Source organism: Microbacterium sp. TWP3-1-2b2, assembly GCF_049896145.1.
GTDB lineage: Bacteria > Actinomycetota > Actinomycetes > Actinomycetales > Microbacteriaceae > Microbacterium.
On the sequence record NZ_JAFCTS010000001.1, the window covers coordinates 815,241 to 831,801 of the forward strand.

The window sequence follows — 16,561 nt, forward strand, 5'->3', positions numbered from 1 at the left end:
CCCAGTCATTGTCACACGTTCAGAGTGCACCTGGCTCGCTGCCGGTGACGATCGGCACGCGCACAGCGCTGCCCCACTCCGTCCAGGAACCGTCGTAGTTGCGCACGTTCTCGAAGCCCAGCAGGTGCTTCAGTACGAACCAGGTGTGGCTGGAACGTTCGCCGATGCGGCAGTACGCCACGACGTCATCGCCGTCCTTGAGGCCGGCACCGTCGCGGTAGACGGCGTCGAGCTCGGCGCGATTGCGGAAGCCGCCGTCCTCTGCGACGGCCTTGGCCCACGGCACACTCTGCGCGGTGGGGATGTGCCCGGCGCGCAGTGCGCCCTCCTCCGGGTAGGCCGGAGCAGTGGTGCGCTCTCCGCTGTACTCCTCCGGCGAGCGGACATCGATCAGGGGGCCCTTGCCGATGAATGCGACGACGTCGTCCTTGTACGCCCGTAGGACGGAGTCGTCGCGCTCGACGACCGGGTACTGCGTCGGGGTGACCGCGGTTGCGTCGGTGGTGATCTCGCGCCCCTCGTTGATCCAGCGATCGCGGCCGCCGTCGAGAAGGCGCACGTCCTCGTGTCCGAAGAGGGAGAAGACCCAGAGTGCGTACGCCGCCCACCAGTTGTTCTTGTCCCCGTAGATGACGATGGTGTCGTCGCGTGAGATGCCCTTGCGGCTGAGCAGCGCGGCGAAGCCCTCGCCGTCCACGTAATCGCGCACGACCGGGTCGTTGAGTTCGGTGTGCCAGTCGACCTTCACTGCCCCGGGGATGTGTCCGGTCTCGTAGAGGAGCACGTCCTCGTCGGATTCGACGACGACCAGGCCAGGCTCGCCGAGATGCGCTGCGAGCCATTCGGTGGTGACGAGTCGCCCGGGCTCTGCGTACTCGGCGAACTTCTCAGATGAGGAATCGAACTCGATGGTCACGTGGCGCTCCTGGGTGGGATGCGAGCGAAGGCTCTGGCTGCGACGGCGTAGTGTGGAGCCGTCCCTTCGACGATAGAGCCGTTCGGTGCGCCTGGCACCCGTTCCGTAAGACTTCGACACAGGAAACGAATGACCGACACCGAGAATCCGAACGTCGCGCACCTCACGGAGCGTCAGCCCGTGGTCACCGGACCCGAGATGCTCGCGAGCCTGATTCCGCCGCCGCAGTTCGACGATGCCACGTTCGAAAGCTACCGCTCGGATGCCGCGTATCCGTCTCAGGCCGAGTCGAAAGCGCTCTTGGAGAAGTTCGCCGGGCGTGGTGCTCCTGCCAAGCGCGGTGGATTCTTCAGCCGCGCGAAGAAGGAGCCGGAGCTCAAGCCGGGTGTCTACCTCGACGGCGGCTTCGGAGTCGGCAAGACGCACCTGCTCGCGTCGATCTACCACGCCATGCCCGCACGACGTAAGTACTTCGGCTCGTTCATCGAGTACACGGCGCTGGTCGGAGCGCTCGGGTATCGGAACACGGTCGATCTGCTGCGCGGCGCGGATCTGATCTGCATCGACGAGTTCGAACTCGACGACCCGGGTGACACCATGGTGATGACGCGGTTGCTGGGCGAGCTGGTGAGCACAGGCACTCGCCTCGCCGCCACGTCCAACACGCCGCCGAACGCGCTGGGAGAAGGCCGGTTCGCAGCTCAGGACTTCCTCCGCGAGATCCATGCGATGTCGGACAGCTTCGAGACCATCCGCATCGACGGCGTCGATTTCCGCCAGCGCGCGCTCGACGGTCACGCCGTCGCACTGGACGATGCCGACTACGCTCAGCGCATCGCCGACACGGCGGGCACGGCATCCGACGACGTGTTCGGTGACGTCATCCGTCATCTGGCCAAGGTGCATCCGTCGCGCTACATCCGGTTGATCGACGGACTCGCACTCGTCGGACTCCGCGAAGTGCATGTGCTGACGGATCAGTCCGAAGCGCTGCGCTTCGTCGCGTTCGTCGACCGTGTCTACGACGCACAGGTCCCGATCGTCGCGACAGGCGTGAGTCTCGATCAGGTCTTCGCCGAGGAGATGCTGGGCGGTGGATACCGCAAGAAGTATCTTCGCGCCATCTCCAGGCTGAACGCGCTCACACATTCTGCGGAGCAACCCAGCGTCGCGTAACGCGATGGTTACACGCGACTGTCGGGTGTAACCGTCCGGAAACACTCACTGCGCTTCCCGGAAACCGGGCCTCGCCACACTGAAGCTCTCAACTACTTCGGATGTGAGGTTTTCCTATGGATGCTCCCGGCAACATCTCGTGGGCGATCACCGCGACAGCGCTGGTCTTGCTGATGACGCCAGGCGTCGCGTTCTTCTACGGCGGTCTCGTCAAGGCGAAGAGCGTCGTCAGCATGATGATGATGAGCTTCGGCTCCATCGGTCTTGTCGCGGTGCTCTGGATCCTGTTCGGCTTCTCGATGAGCGCGGTGGAGAGCCCGACGCAGTTCGCCGGCAACCCGTTCGCCGACTTCGGCCTCAGCGGCCTCGCTGCCGGCGAAGGGTCGAACGTCGCACTTCTCGGTGTCGCATACGGCGCGACGTTCGCGATCATCACGATCGCGCTGATCTCGGGTGCGATCGCGGATCGTGCCAAGTTCGGCAGCTGGCTGATCTTCGCCGGGATCTTCGCCACGGTGGGCTACTTCCCGATCGCCGCCTGGGTCTGGGGCGGGGGCTGGATCATGAACCTCGGCACCACGCTGTTCGGCGAAGACAGCGGTATCGCTGTGATCGACTACGCCGGCGGGACGGCCGTGCACATCAACGCCGGCGCGGCTGCGCTGGCGCTCGCTCTCGTACTCGGCAAGCGCATCGGGTTCCAGAAGGGCATTCTCAAGCCTCACAACGTGCCGCTGACGCTGCTGGGTGCGGCGCTGCTGTGGTTCGGCTGGTTCGGCTTCAACGCCGGCGCGGAATGGCTGTCTGAGGACATGGGCGGTGTCGGCCTGATCGGTCTGAACACGCTCGGCGCGACCGCCGCGGCCATCCTCGGATGGATCCTCATCGAGCGCATCAAGGACGGCAAGGCCACCTCGGTCGGGGCAGCCTCCGGCGCCGTCGCCGGCCTCGTCGCCATCACTCCGGCCTGCGCGAACCTCACCCCCGGGTGGTCGCTGCTGCTCGGCGCAGTCGCCGGAATCGTGTGCGCCCTCGCCGTCGAGCTGAAGTTCCGCCTCGGTTTCGATGACTCGCTCGACGTCGTCGGCATCCACCTCGTCGGCGGCCTGCTCGGCACGATCTACCTCGGTCTGTTCGCCACCGGCACGGGCCTGTTCGTCGGTGGCGACGCTCGTCAGCTCGCCGTTCAGGTGATCGCAGCCCTCGGCGTGCTGATCTACGCCTTCGTCGTCGCATTCATCATCGGCTTCGCGATTCAGAAGACGATCGGTTTCCGCATCACGAACGAGGACGAGATCGCCGGCGTCGACTCCGTCGTCCACGGTGAAGAGGGCTACGCGCTGGTCGACGCCTGATCCGCCCGGGGTCGCCGGTAGTGTGACCGGGTGACCTCTTCGAAGAGCATCCTGGCTCAGCTCGCCGACATCATTCTGAAGGCGTTGACCTCTCGAACGTCCCGATCTCCCGAGAAGGGGTCGGGACGTTCGAGTGCGTCCCGCATCCCACCGGAGCAGGATGATGCCGGTCAGGCGCAGGGGCGTGCGACGCAGCGCATCGACCCTGATCGCATCGATGGCCTTCGAATCGCATACACCCCGTCCAAGGACGGCGCTCCCGACTCCGGCGAGATCATCTGGACCTGGGTTCCGTATGAGGAGAACGACGGTCGCGGTAAGGACCGCCCTGTGCTCGTGATCGGCCGGCAATCCGCGGACCGCGTGTACGCAGTTCGGATGACCAGCAAGGCGCATGATCGGGACCGTGACTACCTGTCGATCGGGAGTGGCGCGTGGGACTCGCGGGGCCGGGAATCGTGGGTGGACATCGAACAGCTCTACAGCGTGCACGAAGACGGCATGCGGCGCGAGGCCGCAGTGCTGGACCGCTCGCTCTACGACCGGGTCGCGGCGGCACTGACCGCTCGTTACGGATGGGGTCGCTGACCGGGCCGCGCCCTGTCAGGACTGCAGCGCCTCGCTGAGCCAACGCGCGTGTAGCTGCCAGGGATCGCCTTCAGCCCGGAGCGCCTTGACATGAGCGCGGAGTTCCCGAGTGAGGGTGAACCACTCGCCGCCCTCGCGGGCGTCCGCGAACTGACGATGGCGTTGCTGCTCGATCGTTCTGCCACCGCGCTCGAAGGCCAGAAGCTCTTCGTGACGGATGCTGGCGAGCCGCTGCCGTGGCCGCATGCTCGTGCCGATCTTCACCCTGCGATCGAATCGCAGGTAGTAGACGACGTCGACGCGGGGGAGCGGAAGGTCGGGATCCGGAACGTCGCCGTAGCGCCAGCCGCATGCGGCGCAGAACCACGAGCCCGCGACTCGGCGTCCGCGACCGTTTCCGCACAGAGTGCACGGCCCGGGCAGTGCACTGTTCTTGACCATCAGACGATGACCTTACCCCTGGCCGCGGACGTTCGGCCGAGCATCACTGCGGTGCGCTTCACTCTTCAACGATCGTCTATCCGGGCGCGGGCGGTGTGAACCGAAGCGCGTTCGTTTCACGCCGCACGAATCCAACGGATTCATAGAGCCGTAACGCGGACTCACGTGATGGCCTCGACGTGAGATCGAGAGTGGCAGTCCGCGATCGATTGCCAGTTCCGTCATCCGCGGTGGCGTCGTGATCGACGATCGACGCCAATCTGTCCTGATCGAAAGTCGCCGTCGTCGACAGTGGTGCGAGCAGACGGGCGATATCGGCCGCGTCGGCATCTGAGACGGACGACAGGACTTCGACGTGGGGCGGTAGATCGCTCATCACGACAACCTGCCGACCGCCGGAGCGACGGCGCCACGCCGACGCGGGCACCGATGATGCTCGGGCGTCGCAACGGACACGCCGGCGATCGATCTCGGATTCCAGAGCGATACTTGACTCTCACACTGTGGGAGGGACGAGAACTGAGACATGTTGTCCATCGGAGCGTTCGCGCAGATCGGCCAGGTGACCCACAGGATGCTGCGGCATTGGGACACTGCCGGCCTGCTCGTACCGGCTCATGTGGACGAGTTCAGCGGATATCGATCTTACGATCCTTCGCAACTCGAGCGTCTGCACCGGATCGTCGCGTTGCGGCAGCTCGGGTTCGGTCTTGACGACATCTCGTCGATTCTCGACCGGGGCGTCGATGCGGAGCGCATCGCAGCGCTGCTGCGCATTCGTCACGCGGAAGTCGAGCAAGAACACCGGATCGCCGCAGGCAGACTCGTCGACGTGGAACGGCGCCTCCAACTCATCGAGAAAGAGAATCACATGTCCCAGATCGAGATCATCGAGAAGGCTCTGCCTGCCGTCCGTCTCGCGGCGCGCCGCACGGTCGTCGCCCATCAACCCGAGGTCGCAGGTGTCGTCGGCCCCGCCTTCGATGCCATCGCGGAGATCATCGGCGATGAGTGCGGCTCTCTGGCCACGCCCATCGCACAATACGAAGCGATCGAGGACGGCCTTCAGATCGTCGCGGGCTACGCCTATGGCGGCCCAGCTCGGGACGGATTCGAGATCGTCGAGCTTCCCGCCACTGAGGCCGCTGTCTGCGGCATCCATCTCGGCTCGATGGAGCACATCGCAGAGACCTGGCAGGCGATCCACGCTGAGATCTTCGCCCGGGGCCTCGTTCACTCAGGTCCGTGCCGTGAACTTTACGTCCGGGCGATCTCGGATGACCAGTCGGACTGGGTGACCGAACTGCAGCAACCCGTGACGCGCAGCTGACGCGTCGGGGGCCGGTGCCTCCTCAGGCGGGGTGCTGCGTCAGGGACTTCGAGAGTTCGGGGAATGCCTGCAGCACCATGTCGACCAGGTTGCTCAATGGGCGTGTCAGAGGGTCTGTCGCCGGAACGCCGAGATCGAGCTCGATCTCATCGATGGCGGCGGTGATCTGCGCATCCGTCAGGTTCTCGTGATTGACGGTCACGCCGATCACCCTGGTGTCGGCGAATGCCTCGATCAAGGCGACCTCGCTCGCGACCTCGGGCATCGGCATCATCGGGAAGTCACCGAGCACCTGCCTGCCCGGTGCGTGCTGCACGATGACACCTGCGGGGCGGCTGCCGCGCAGAATGTGCGCGGAGGTCAGATACGCGGGGTGGCTGAGCGCGCCCTGGCCCTCGACGATGATGATGTCCGGATTCTCGCCCTCGAAGGCCGCGACGACCTGGTTCTCGACCTCGCCAGAGCAGAACTGCGGAACCAGGGCGTCGAGCGCGACTCCGTATCGTCCGCCCTGGATGATCGTGGTCTGTCCGGTGCCGACCATGACAGCGCGGATTCCGCGGTCGTTGAGCGCCTGGACGAGCAGTGTGGCGGTGGTGCGCTTTCCGATGGCGCCGTCAGTGCCGAGAACGGCGATCCGCGGGCAGGTGACATCGAAGATGCGCCCCGAGAACAGGTGGAGATCCTTCTTGTCCTTCGGACGACGCACGTCAGTGATCGTCACGCCGGAGAGGAGCGCTGCAGCGACGAACTCCGCGTCATCGTTCAGGAACTCATGCAGACCGTTGATGATGTGCATGCCATGGGCGATGCCGTCCAACAGCACGATGCGCTGTGCGTCGGAGAGAAGGCCGTCGGCCGGCGCGACGCCGCAGATGAGGTAGTCGGGCATTCTGCCTGCGTGGGCGATGGCCTCTGTGAGGCTCGAGAGGATCGGGATGCCGTTCGCACTGCCGTCGAGTAGGGCACCGGCGTCCGCGCCGGCATGGCGGCTGTCGATGACGCTGAGGATCTCGTACTTCTCGGAGTGGCGGACCAGGCCGTTGGCCGTCTTGCCGTCCTGCTCGCCGAACTGGGCTTCGCAATAGACGATCGCCGTCGAACCGACCGGAAGCATCGGAATAGGTACCGACGAATCGTTCGACTGCGAATCAGCGGAATGGGTATACGGGTGCACGGAAATCGGGTCTCCTCGAAGTGATCCAGAGGAGGCGACGGAGAACGAAATGGCCCGTAACGGCCCGTTGGTCGACAAGAAGTCTTCCCTGACGCCGGCAAGATGCCGACTCCGCTCACCGTACCAGTCAAACCTGCAGGTCAGGCGTGAATAGAAACCGCGCAGCTGTTCGCGTAGCGGCGTCGATGACGAACATCAAGCCCCTGATCTCCTGGCCCACCCGCGGCTACCTTGGGAAGCTCGACGAAAGGATGCACCATGTCGCACGAAGAGATGACGCCAGAGCAGAAGCGCCACGATCAGCTCACGACGGCGCCGAACGCCACTGAGGCGGACGCGGCGCCGCGCGTGGATGTGACTGAGCGCGACGGAGTGACACGGGTCGACGTCGCCGAGGGCGCAGCCGTGCGACCTGGGCCCGGCCCTGGGATGCCGGAAGCAGATGGAGAATCCGACTCCGAGTGAGATCAGCTTCGTCTGCGTCCCATCCGATTTCCCTGTTGCCACGAACCTCCTGTGACAACCGCGATATCGCGGTCATACTCAAGGAGGAATCATGCGCTTCATCCCCACCAAGGTTCACGGCGTTCTCGACTACCTCGTCGGCATCGCGCTCATCGCGGCGCCGTGGCTGTTCGGGTTCGCTGGAGTCGGCGGGCCCGCCGTCGTCATCCCGATCGTGCTCGGTGTCGGGCTGATCGTCTACAGTCTGTTCACGAAGTACGAGTGGGGCCCCTTCGGCTTCATTCCTATGCCGGTTCATCTCGTGTTCGACATCGTGGCGAGCCTGTTCCTCGCACTGTCGCCCTGGATCTTCGGGTTCGCGGGCGAAGCGCTCAACGTGTGGCTCCCGCACGTCGTCGTCGGCGTCACAGTGATCATCGTCGTGCTGTTCTCCAAGCCGCAGCCTGGACAGACGGCGAACCGAAACCGCTGATCCGCGACCGAGTCTCGAACAGCTTGCGCGTGCGCCGCGTCTAATCGACCCGGCGCACGCGCAGCACTGTGTCGACGAGGACGACGTCCTCTTCCCCACGCCACTTCGTCGTCCGCTCCATCGACGCGTTCGTCTCGACCAACCAGCCGTCGGGCAGGTCGAGGGACGTCAACACTTCTTCAGGGGACGGGAATGTCGGGATCTCAACGTCATGCACGTGCTCGGACATGGGCGGAAACCCACCGTGTCCGATGACGAGCAGTCTTCCGCCCGGTGCGACTGCAGACACCGCACGTCGGAGAATGGCTTCTCTTGGGAAATCGACGGGGGAGTGCAGGAACGCTGACGTCACGAGGTCGTACTGCGCAGACGGTCGCCACGTCGTCAGGTCGGTCTGCACCCACTCGATGCGTTCGGAGAGTCCCGCCTTCGCTGCTTCTCCTGCACCGACCTCCAGAGCGATCGACGAGATGTCGAGCGCTGTGACGTCCCAGCCTCGTGCGGCCAGCCAGAGCGCATCCGCGCCCTCTCCCGACCCGAGCTCCAGCGCGGTGCCCGGAACGAGCTCCGACACCTGCTGCGCCACGGCCGCGTTCACGCGTCCGCTCCACATCCGGCCGTGCTCGGTGCGCCGGCTGACGTACCGCTCGTCCCAGAACCGAGTCGCGTCGGCGGTGGCAGCATCCGGTTCATGAGTCATCGCACTCCTGCTTCCTGTTCGGTGTTCACCGCGTGCGTGGCAACCGCGACCTCTTCAGCGACGAACTCTCCGTTCAACGCCAGAGCGGCAGTCGCGCCCGATCCCATCGCTATCGGGACCAGCGCCGCCGGATTCGCCGTGTTGCCGACTGCCCAGACGCCCTGGATGCTCGTTCGTCCGAACTCGTCCACAGCCGACCATGAGCCGAATGGGGTGTCCGTACGTGCGGCACCGAGCTGTTGCAGCGGTACATCGAGCGAGACGGGTCGTGGTTCGGCGAAGAGCGCATCGACCCGTGCGACCGTGCCGTCGGCGAGGGTGACGCCGGTCAGCAGGCCTGCCTCGGAGACGATGTTCGTGACGCTCTGGTCTTCCAAGCGGATGCCGCGTTGCTCAAGGACGCGTCGATCGACATCGGGGATGGGGTCCGTGAGCGCCGTGAACACGGTGATGTCGCTGGAGTATGAGCGCAGCATATGCGCCTTGTGGATGCCGGCGACAGAGCCGAGCAGTACGCCGATGCGGCGTCCTGCAGCTTCGTAGCCGTCGCAGTACGGGCACGCCACGACGCCGCGGCCCCACTGCTCTGCCAGCCCGTCGATGTCCGGGAGGACGTCGAGTGTTCCTGTCGCGACGATGAGACGACGCGCGGTGACACGAGCACCCGCTTCCGTGGTGACTTCGAAGCCGCCGGACACCGCGCGAGTCTCGGTCACGTGTGCGGTCTCGATGACTCCGTCCGCGGCCAGTACCTCGCGGCGGCCGTCGGCGACGAGGTCGAGGGGCGAGTAGCCGTCACGGCTCAGCACGCCGTGCATGTGGGGAGCGAACCGGTTGCGGGGAGCCTGCGCATCGAGGACCAAGACGCGTCGTCTGGCCCTGGAGAGGATGAGGGCGGCGCTCAGCCCTGCGGCGCCGCCTCCGATGATCACGACATCCCAATGCTCACCATCGAGGTGCGGCACAACGGATGCGGACGTGGGTGCTGTGGAGATTCGATCGTCGCGTGTCATGTGCTCAGCCTGAGTGACTGATACGGTGTTAGCAAGTATCCATGCCGAAACAGCAAGGGAATGAGAATGCCGGACGACTCGCTCGCGCTCATCGGGCCACGACTCAAGAGCTGGCGCGAGAAGCGCAGCATGACCCTTGTCGACCTCTCGGAGGTGACCGGAATCTCGCCGAGCACGCTTTCGCGTCTTGAAGCAGGCAAGCGCGCGCCGAACCTCGAGCTCGTCGTGCCGATCGCGAGAGCGCTGCGGCTGGAGCTCGATGACATCGTTCCGCGCAGGGCACCGGATCCGCGGGTGGCACGCACCAAGAAGCGCATGGGAGACACCTGGTACGAGTCGCTGTCGCCGGAGGCGAGTCCGGTCCAGACCTACAAGGTCACGTTCCCGGCAGATCCGGCAGGCATCTCCGCCGTGCCGGAGCCGAAGGTGCATGACGGGCAGGAATGGCTGTACGTGCTCTCGGGCCGCCTGCGTCTGGTCCTCGGTGAGCAGGATGTCATCCTCGGTCCAGGCGAGGCCGCCGAGTTCGACACGCGCATCCCGCACTGGTTGTCAGGCGTCGGCACTCGTCCGACCGAACTGCTGTCGATCTTCAGCAAAGAGGGCAAGCGCATCCATCTACGTGCGCGTCCAGCGGGACCATCTGCCGGGAGTGCGACTCCGCCTCGGTGACCACGATTTCTCTGTCAGCCCGCGCGCCTGTAGTGCATGGCGACCACGCCGTCGCGGAGCGGCTTCGTCGAGACCAACTCGAGCCGCCGCGTGCTGGGCAGTCCGCTCTGGTACAGGGTCGGGCCGTGGCCGGCGATACGAGGATGGACGAGGAACCTGTACTTGTCAATCAGATCCAACCGGTCCAGCGCAGTCGCGAGCGCGCCGCTGCCGAGCAGCACGCCGGCCGGAGTCGCTTCCTTGAGTTTCTGCACGCCTGTGCGCAGGTCGCCCGCGATCGCGTGGCTGTTAGTCCACGGGAAGTCGCTGCGCGTGGACGACACCACGTACTTCGGCTTGGCGTCCAGCTTGACCGCCCACTCGCGTAGCGCTGGCGGGGCGTCCTCGTCGCCGCGAGCGACGGCGGGCCAGGCGCTCTCCATCATCTCGTAGGTGACGCGGCCCCACAGCATCGCCCCGGACTCGTCCATGAGGCGGGTGAAGTAGGCGTGAGTCTCGTCATTGGCGATCCCCACCTGATGGTCGACGCACCCGTCCAGGGTGACGTTGATGCTGAAGGTCAACAGTCCCATGCGGGGAGTATAGATCTGACCGTGTGGTGGGCGATACCGGACTCGAACCGATGACCTCTTCCGTGTGAAGGAAGCGCGCTACCAACTGCGCCAATCGCCCATGACCCAGGGGGTCGAGAAACGATATTACCTGAACGTTCGGCACGCTCACGACCAAACCGTGTGACACGCGCGAGATCGCGTTTCGGTTTTGCGGGATCGAAATGATCGGCTAATGTTTTACAAGTGCCCGGTCAGCCGGAACACAACGCGGATGTAGCGCAGTGGTAGCGCATCACCTTGCCAAGGTGAGGGTCGCGAGTTCGAATCTCGTCATCCGCTCGAGTGCAGGAGTCTCTTTCTGAGAGGCTCACGGCACGTGGGGTCAATCCACACGGTGGCGTGGCCGAGCGGCTAGGCACCGGCCTGCAAAGCCGTTTACACGGGTTCGAATCCCGTCGCCACCTCGTCGCTTTCAACTTAATAGCCTGTATAGGCGCGATTGGCGCAGCGGTAGCGCGCTTCCCTGACACGGAAGAGGTCACTGGTTCGATCCCAGTATCGCGCACACTGAAACCCCCGGAATTCCGGGGGTTTTTTCGTCCTACGGCCCGTGCGCGATGCCGGCCGCCCTCGTCATACACATGCCCTTCGCTGTGAGATAATGGAAGAGTTCACGCGTCGTCCCTTCTAGACGAACGTGATCGCCGCTCCCGTGGACTTCCACTCCACGGGAGCACTTTTCGTTAACGGGGAGTCGCGATCTCCCCTGGCGCCTGGAGCGCGCAGACGATGCCGTGAGGCGAGTAGCCTAGAGGCGACCCAAATGGAGTGATCAGTGCCTGAAAACGCCCAGCCGACAGACGGCTTCGCCTTGTTCTCTGCCCGATCCGTCGTCGCGATGCGCGTCAACGGCGACCTGAAGGATCTCGCGACCACAGTGGCGACGACCGACGAGGTCGAGCCCGTCACGATCGACAGTGAAGACGGTCTCGCGATCCTGCGGCACTCGACGGCGCACGTCCTCGCTCAGGCGGTGCAGCGCATCAACCCCCAGGCGAACCTCGGCATCGGCCCGCCGATCACCGACGGCTTCTACTACGACTTCGGCGTCGAGACCCCGTTCACCCCCGAGGACATCAAGGCGATCTCGAAGGAGATGCAGCGCATCGTCCGCGAGGGACAGCGCTTCGTGCGCCGCGTGGTCACCGAGGACGAGGCCCGTGCCGAGCTCGCGAACGAGCCGTTCAAGCTCGAGCTGATCGGGCTCAAAGGTGGGAACAAGGAAGCAGCCGAGGGCGCATCCGTCGAGGTGGGCGCCGGCGAGCTGACCATCTACGACAACACGACCAAGGACGGCGAGGTGGTCTGGAAAGACCTCTGCCGCGGCCCGCACCTGCCCAGCACCCGCATGATCGGCAACGGCTGGGACCTGACCCGCATCGCCGCCGCCTATTGGCGCGGCAGCGAGAAGAACCCGCAGCTGCAGCGCATCTACGGCACGGCATGGCCGACCAAGGACGAGCTCCGCGCCTACCAGCACCGCCTCGAAGAGGCCGCCAAGCGCGACCACCGCCGCCTCGGCAAGGAACTCGACCTGTTCTCGTTCCCCGAGGAGATCGGATCGGGCCTGTCGGTGTGGCACCCTCGCGGCGGCATGATCCGCGGCGAGATGGAGCAGCACGCTCGCAAACGCCACATCGAGGGCGGCTACACCTACGTGTACACGCCGCACATCTCGAAGGAAGACCTCTTCCTCACGTCGAACCACCTCGTCACGTACAAGGAGGGCATGTTCCCTCCCATCGTGATGGACGAGGAGCGCGACGAGAACGGCGAGATCACCAAGCAGGGCCAGGACTACTACCTGAAGCCCATGAACTGCCCGATGCACATCCTGATCTACAAGGAGCGTGCTCGCAGCTACCGCGATCTGCCGTTGCGATTGGCGGAGAACGGCACCGTGTACCGCAACGAGCTCTCCGGAGCCCTGCACGGCCTCACCCGCGTTCGGGGCTTCACTCAGGACGACTCGCACCTCTTCGTCACGCCCGACCAGCTGGAGGGCGAGGTCGCGAAGGTCCTCGAGTTCATCCTGTCGATGCTGCGCGATTTCGGGCTCACCGATTTCGAACTCGAACTGTCGATGAAGGACGACGAGAAGTCCAAGTGGATCGGCTCCGACGAGTTCTGGGAGTCGTCCACCGACGCGCTGCGGCGGGTCGCCGTGGCATCCGGTCTCAAGCTCACCGAGGTACCGGGCGAGGCGGCGTTCTACGGCCCCAAGATCGACCTGAAGACGCGCGATGCGATCGGCCGCACCTGGCAGCTGTCCACGGTGCAGGTCGATCCGAACCTGCCAGAGCGCTTCGACCTCGAGTTCATGGACAAGGACGGCCAGAAGAAGCGCCCGATCATGATCCACCGCGCGCTGTTCGGCTCGATCGAACGCTTCTTCGCCATCCTGCTCGAGCACTATGCCGGAGACTTCCCTGTGTGGCTCTCGCCGGTGCAGGTCGTCGGCATCCCGGTGGCGGAGGACTTCGCCGACTACCTCGGTGACGTCATCACGACGCTTCGTGACAGCGGCGTGCGCGCCGAACTCGATGTCTCGGATGACCGGATGCAGAAGAAGATCCGTACCCACACCACCGGCAAGGTGCCGCTGCTGCTGATCGCGGGGGAGAAGGATCGCGATGCCGGCACCGTCTCGTTCCGGTTCCGTGACGGCACGCAGGAGAACGGCGTGCCGATCGCGGATGCCGTCGCCCGCATCCGCGCCGCGATCGACTCGCACGCGCTCGTGCACACCGTGGGGGATCTGGCGTGACCTCGACGCCGGACGCATCGGTTCCGGGCCCTTCGACCGCTGAGCCTGTCGAAGCGTCAGGGCCCGGTGCCTCCGGCGACGGCGCGGAGGATGCCGGGCATCTGGCCGGCATTCCCGACGAGTTCCAGCGGCTGTGGACTCCGCACCGGATGGCCTACATCCAGGCCGGCCCCGAGCCGCTGCGAGACGAGTGCCCGTTCTGCGAGGCCCCCAAGCATCCCGATGCCGAGCGACTGATCGTCGCGCGCGGCACGACGGCCTACGTGCTGCTGAACCTGTTCCCGTACAACTCGGGACACCTGTTGGTGTGCCCATACCGTCACATCGCGACGTACGACCAGGCGACGCCCGAGGAGGTCGCTGAGATCGGTGCGCTGACGCAGACGGGCATGCGCGTGCTCCGCGACGTGTCGAACTGCGACGGCTTCAACCTCGGCATGAATCAGGGGGCGGTCGCCGGAGCCGGCGTCGACGGCCACCTGCACCAGCACATCGTGCCGCGGTGGAAATCAGACGCGAACTTCTTCCCGATCATCGCCAAGACCAAAGCGTTGCCGCAGCTGCTCGGTCAGGTGCGGGAAGCCGTGGCGCACGCCTGGCCGCAGGCCTGACAGTCGGCGCGTTCAGCGCACCTGACGCGCGGCGAACTGCATCTTCGGGTGCGCGTACGACTCCTGCGCCTCAATGAGCTGCAGTTCACGCGCGCCGGAGTCGAGCGTCAACTGCAGCAGGTCGAACACACTGGACGCCGTGCGCTCCAGCGCGATCTTCGCGCTACCGGTTTCCACGTAGTGCGCGGTGAACAACGCGGCAGTGACGTCACCGGAGCCGTTGGCCTTCATCGGCAGATACGGTGTCTGCACGATCCAGGCGCCGTCGTCGTCCGCCGCGAGCATCTCGATCGTTCCCTCTTCGCGGTCTGGGCGCTCGACGCTCGTGACGAGCACCGTCGACGGGCCCATCGCCCGAGCAGCGTCCACCGACGCGAGCGTCGACTCCAAGGTGTCAGGGTCAGTGCCCGTGAGGAAGCCCAGCTCGAACTGATTCGGGGTGATGATGTCGGCGACCGGCACCACGCGCTCGCGCAGCAGCTCGGGGATCGCGGGCGCGACGAAGCATCCCGACTTCGCGTTGCCCATCACGGGATCGCACGCATACAGCGCCTTCGGATTCGCCGCCTTGACTCGGGCCACAGCGTCGATGATGACATCGCCGATGCCCTCACCGCCCTGATAACCCGACAGGATCGCATCGACATGACCGAATGCACCTCGTTCTTCAATACCCGTGATGACGTCTGCGACGTCGCTCGGGTCGATCAGCGGTCCGCGCCAGGCGCCGTAGCCGGTGTGGTTCGAGAAGTTGACCGTGTTCACCGGAAGCACGTCGACGCCGATGCGCTGCAGGGGGAACACCGCGGCGGAATTGCCGACGTGACCGTAGGCGACAGCTGACTGGATCGAGAGGATCTTCATCCTTCGATCTTCTCACTGCTCAGGCTCGCGCTGCGCACGTCACCGCACCGCACCGGCGATGTCCGCCACGAGCTGCTCTGCGTCGACGGGCGTCAGATCATGCACAGTGAGCCGCAGGTGACGCGACGGGGATTCTGCGTTCGTGAGCGAGAAGCCATCGCCGGTGCGCACGAGCCAGCCGCGGCGCATCAGGCGCTCCGACACCGTCTGAGCGGGGACAGGCAGCTCCACCCAGAGGTTCATGCCGTCCACGTAGTGGGTCTCGATGCCGTGCGCGCGAAGCTGACCGGCGAACGCCTCGTTGCGCTCGGCGTAGTGGGCTCCTGCCGCGCCGATCGCGGCGCGCACTTCGCCGTCCTCGAGCAGCCCCAACGTGAGACGCTGCAGCAGATGACTCACCCACGTCGTGCCAGGACTCAGACGCATGGCAAGTCGTTCCGCGGTCTCCGGGTCGGTCGCAGCGACCGCGAGGCACATGTCAGGACCCAGGAACTTCGAGACGGAACGCAACAGAGCGAAGCGCTTGTGATCGGGGCCGATCAGACTCTCGTACCCGCGCGACGAGAGCATCGAGAAGTGGTCGTCCTCGATGATCAGGACATAGGGATGCTCTGCCAGCAGAGCCCGCAGCGCGGCAGCACGTTCGGGGGAGAGACTGACGCCGGTCGGATTCTGCGCGCGCGGAGTGCAGATGATCGCTCGCACTCCTGCATCCAGCGCAGCACGGAGGCCGTCGACTGTCATTCCCTCGTCATCGACCGGGACCGGCACCGCGCGATAGCCGCCGAGGCGGACGGTGTGGATGCTGGCGAGGAAGCACGGATCCTCCAGGGCTACAGCGTCGTCGCGCATCAACGCCTGCGCGAGCAGGCGCTCGACGGCATCCACGGCCCCGCTGGTGACGGTTATGCGGAACTCGGACGCGGGCAGGTCGGGGGAGATCCACTCTCGCGCCCACGCCTCGAGACCGGTGTCGATCACCGGCTCGCCATAGAGCACCGGTCGACCGGTGACCGTCGCGAGCACGGGCGAGGGATCGGGAATGAGTCGCGGATCTGGATTGCCCGTGCCGACATCGCGCAAGACCGTGTCTGCGGCGTAGCCCTCCTGCGCGACCGCGTCGTGCTCGACCAGCGTCGTTCCCGCGCGCCCACGGCTGACCACGAGCCCGGCCTGCGCGAGCTGTCGGTAGGCGGCGACGGTGGTGTTGCGGTTCACTCCCAGACGGGCTGCGAGTTCACGCACCGGGGGGAGTGCGGCACCGGGTCGCAGTACGCCCCGGTCGCGCAGTTCGCGCACGCTCGTCGCGATGTCGGCCGCTGTGGTTCCTGTGATCTGGTCGCTCATGTCACCCCTCGACATGTGAGTCTACGGGGCATGCCGACAGTGGTATCTTTTGG

17 protein-coding genes and 4 tRNA genes are annotated in these 16,561 nt (G+C 65.4%); 12 read left to right on the forward strand and 9 right to left on the reverse strand.

Annotated features, from left to right (window positions below; all coding sequences use genetic code 11):
* Positions 1-19: 19 nt before the first annotated feature.
* Positions 20-916 (reverse strand): sulfurtransferase, encoded by an 897-nt coding sequence (locus ACP7AR_RS04065; RefSeq protein WP_426183047.1) that lies wholly within the window; start codon positions 914-916, stop codon positions 20-22.
* Between the two features lie 129 nt (positions 917-1,045).
* On the opposite strand from ACP7AR_RS04065, the gene zapE reads away from it, so the two are divergent.
* The 3 genes from zapE (at position 1,046) to ACP7AR_RS04080 (ending at position 4,035) form a co-directional block, all read left to right on the forward strand.
* Positions 1,046-2,092: a cell division protein ZapE gene (gene zapE / locus ACP7AR_RS04070; RefSeq protein WP_426183049.1), complete on the forward strand. Its 1,047-nt coding sequence runs from the start codon at positions 1,046-1,048 to the stop codon at positions 2,090-2,092.
* Between the two features lie 116 nt (positions 2,093-2,208).
* Complete coding sequence (locus tag ACP7AR_RS04075; RefSeq protein ID WP_426183051.1) at positions 2,209-3,447, forward strand: ammonium transporter; 1,239 nt, start codon at positions 2,209-2,211, stop codon at positions 3,445-3,447.
* A 30-nt stretch (positions 3,448-3,477) separates the two neighbouring features.
* On the forward strand, positions 3,478-4,035 hold the full coding sequence (locus ACP7AR_RS04080) for a type II toxin-antitoxin system PemK/MazF family toxin (protein WP_426183053.1): 558 nt from the start codon (positions 3,478-3,480) through the stop codon (positions 4,033-4,035).
* A gap of 15 nt (positions 4,036-4,050) precedes the next feature.
* Here the strand turns inward: ACP7AR_RS04080 and ACP7AR_RS04085 are convergent, their stop codons facing one another.
* Positions 4,051-4,476, reverse strand: coding sequence for a GIY-YIG nuclease family protein (locus ACP7AR_RS04085; RefSeq protein WP_426183055.1), 426 nt, complete (start codon positions 4,474-4,476; stop codon positions 4,051-4,053).
* Positions 4,477-5,002: 526 nt separating this feature from the next.
* On the opposite strand from ACP7AR_RS04085, the gene ACP7AR_RS04090 reads away from it, so the two are divergent.
* Positions 5,003-5,806 (forward strand): MerR family transcriptional regulator, encoded by an 804-nt coding sequence (locus tag ACP7AR_RS04090; RefSeq protein WP_426183057.1) that lies wholly within the window; start codon positions 5,003-5,005, stop codon positions 5,804-5,806.
* Positions 5,807-5,828: 22 nt separating this feature from the next.
* On the opposite strand, the gene ACP7AR_RS04095 is transcribed toward ACP7AR_RS04090, so the two are convergent.
* Entirely contained in the window at positions 5,829-6,923 is a 1,095-nt protein-coding gene (locus tag ACP7AR_RS04095) for a DUF1611 domain-containing protein (RefSeq protein WP_426183059.1), read from the reverse strand.
* A 318-nt stretch (positions 6,924-7,241) separates the two neighbouring features.
* Here ACP7AR_RS04095 and ACP7AR_RS04100 point away from each other — a divergent pair, with 318 nt between their 5' ends.
* Both ACP7AR_RS04100 and ACP7AR_RS04105 read left to right on the forward strand, forming a co-directional pair.
* Positions 7,242-7,448 carry a multidrug transporter gene (locus ACP7AR_RS04100; protein ID WP_426183061.1) on the forward strand — a complete coding sequence of 69 codons (207 nt, stop codon included), beginning with the start codon at positions 7,242-7,244 and terminating at the stop codon, positions 7,446-7,448.
* Positions 7,449-7,539: 91 nt separating this feature from the next.
* Positions 7,540-7,920 (forward strand): SPW repeat domain-containing protein, encoded by a 381-nt coding sequence (locus ACP7AR_RS04105; RefSeq protein WP_426183063.1) that lies wholly within the window; start codon positions 7,540-7,542, stop codon positions 7,918-7,920.
* 40 nt (positions 7,921-7,960) lie between these two features.
* On the opposite strand, the gene ACP7AR_RS04110 is transcribed toward ACP7AR_RS04105, so the two are convergent.
* Positions 7,961-8,620: a class I SAM-dependent methyltransferase gene (locus tag ACP7AR_RS04110; protein WP_426183065.1), complete on the reverse strand. Its 660-nt coding sequence runs from the start codon at positions 8,618-8,620 to the stop codon at positions 7,961-7,963.
* Positions 8,617-9,633 (reverse strand): NAD(P)/FAD-dependent oxidoreductase, encoded by a 1,017-nt coding sequence (locus tag ACP7AR_RS04115; protein WP_426183067.1) that lies wholly within the window; start codon positions 9,631-9,633, stop codon positions 8,617-8,619. Before ACP7AR_RS04115 ends, ACP7AR_RS04110 begins: the two co-directional genes overlap by 4 nt.
* A gap of 66 nt (positions 9,634-9,699) precedes the next feature.
* Here ACP7AR_RS04115 and ACP7AR_RS04120 point away from each other — a divergent pair, with 66 nt between their 5' ends.
* A complete protein-coding gene (locus ACP7AR_RS04120; RefSeq protein WP_426183069.1) occupies positions 9,700-10,305 on the forward strand; it encodes a helix-turn-helix domain-containing protein in 606 nt (201 codons plus the stop codon).
* 14 nt (positions 10,306-10,319) lie between these two features.
* Here the strand turns inward: ACP7AR_RS04120 and ACP7AR_RS04125 are convergent, their stop codons facing one another.
* A complete protein-coding gene (locus tag ACP7AR_RS04125; RefSeq protein WP_426183071.1) occupies positions 10,320-10,877 on the reverse strand; it encodes a dihydrofolate reductase family protein in 558 nt (185 codons plus the stop codon).
* 24 nt (positions 10,878-10,901) lie between these two features.
* Positions 10,902-10,977, reverse strand: a tRNA-Val gene (locus ACP7AR_RS04130).
* Between the two features lie 149 nt (positions 10,978-11,126).
* Between ACP7AR_RS04130 and ACP7AR_RS04135 the strand changes: the two genes are divergently transcribed.
* From ACP7AR_RS04135 to ACP7AR_RS04155, 5 genes are all read left to right on the forward strand, one after another.
* A tRNA-Gly gene (locus tag ACP7AR_RS04135) sits at positions 11,127-11,198 on the forward strand.
* Between the two features lie 54 nt (positions 11,199-11,252).
* Positions 11,253-11,323, forward strand: a tRNA-Cys gene (locus tag ACP7AR_RS04140).
* A 29-nt stretch (positions 11,324-11,352) separates the two neighbouring features.
* A tRNA-Val gene (locus ACP7AR_RS04145) sits at positions 11,353-11,424 on the forward strand.
* 333 nt (positions 11,425-11,757) lie between these two features.
* Positions 11,758-13,686: a threonine--tRNA ligase gene (gene thrS / locus ACP7AR_RS04150; protein WP_426187622.1), complete on the forward strand. Its 1,929-nt coding sequence runs from the start codon at positions 11,758-11,760 to the stop codon at positions 13,684-13,686.
* A 101-nt stretch (positions 13,687-13,787) separates the two neighbouring features.
* Entirely contained in the window at positions 13,788-14,297 is a 510-nt protein-coding gene (locus ACP7AR_RS04155) for an HIT family protein (RefSeq protein WP_426187624.1), read from the forward strand.
* A gap of 12 nt (positions 14,298-14,309) precedes the next feature.
* On the opposite strand, the gene pdxY is transcribed toward ACP7AR_RS04155, so the two are convergent.
* A complete protein-coding gene (gene pdxY / locus ACP7AR_RS04160) occupies positions 14,310-15,161 on the reverse strand; it encodes a pyridoxal kinase PdxY (RefSeq protein WP_426183073.1) in 852 nt (283 codons plus the stop codon).
* 39 nt (positions 15,162-15,200) lie between these two features.
* Positions 15,201-16,508 carry an aminotransferase class I/II-fold pyridoxal phosphate-dependent enzyme gene (locus ACP7AR_RS04165; protein WP_426183075.1) on the reverse strand — a complete coding sequence of 436 codons (1,308 nt, stop codon included), beginning with the start codon at positions 16,506-16,508 and terminating at the stop codon, positions 15,201-15,203.
* Between the last annotated feature and the right edge of the window lie 53 nt (positions 16,509-16,561).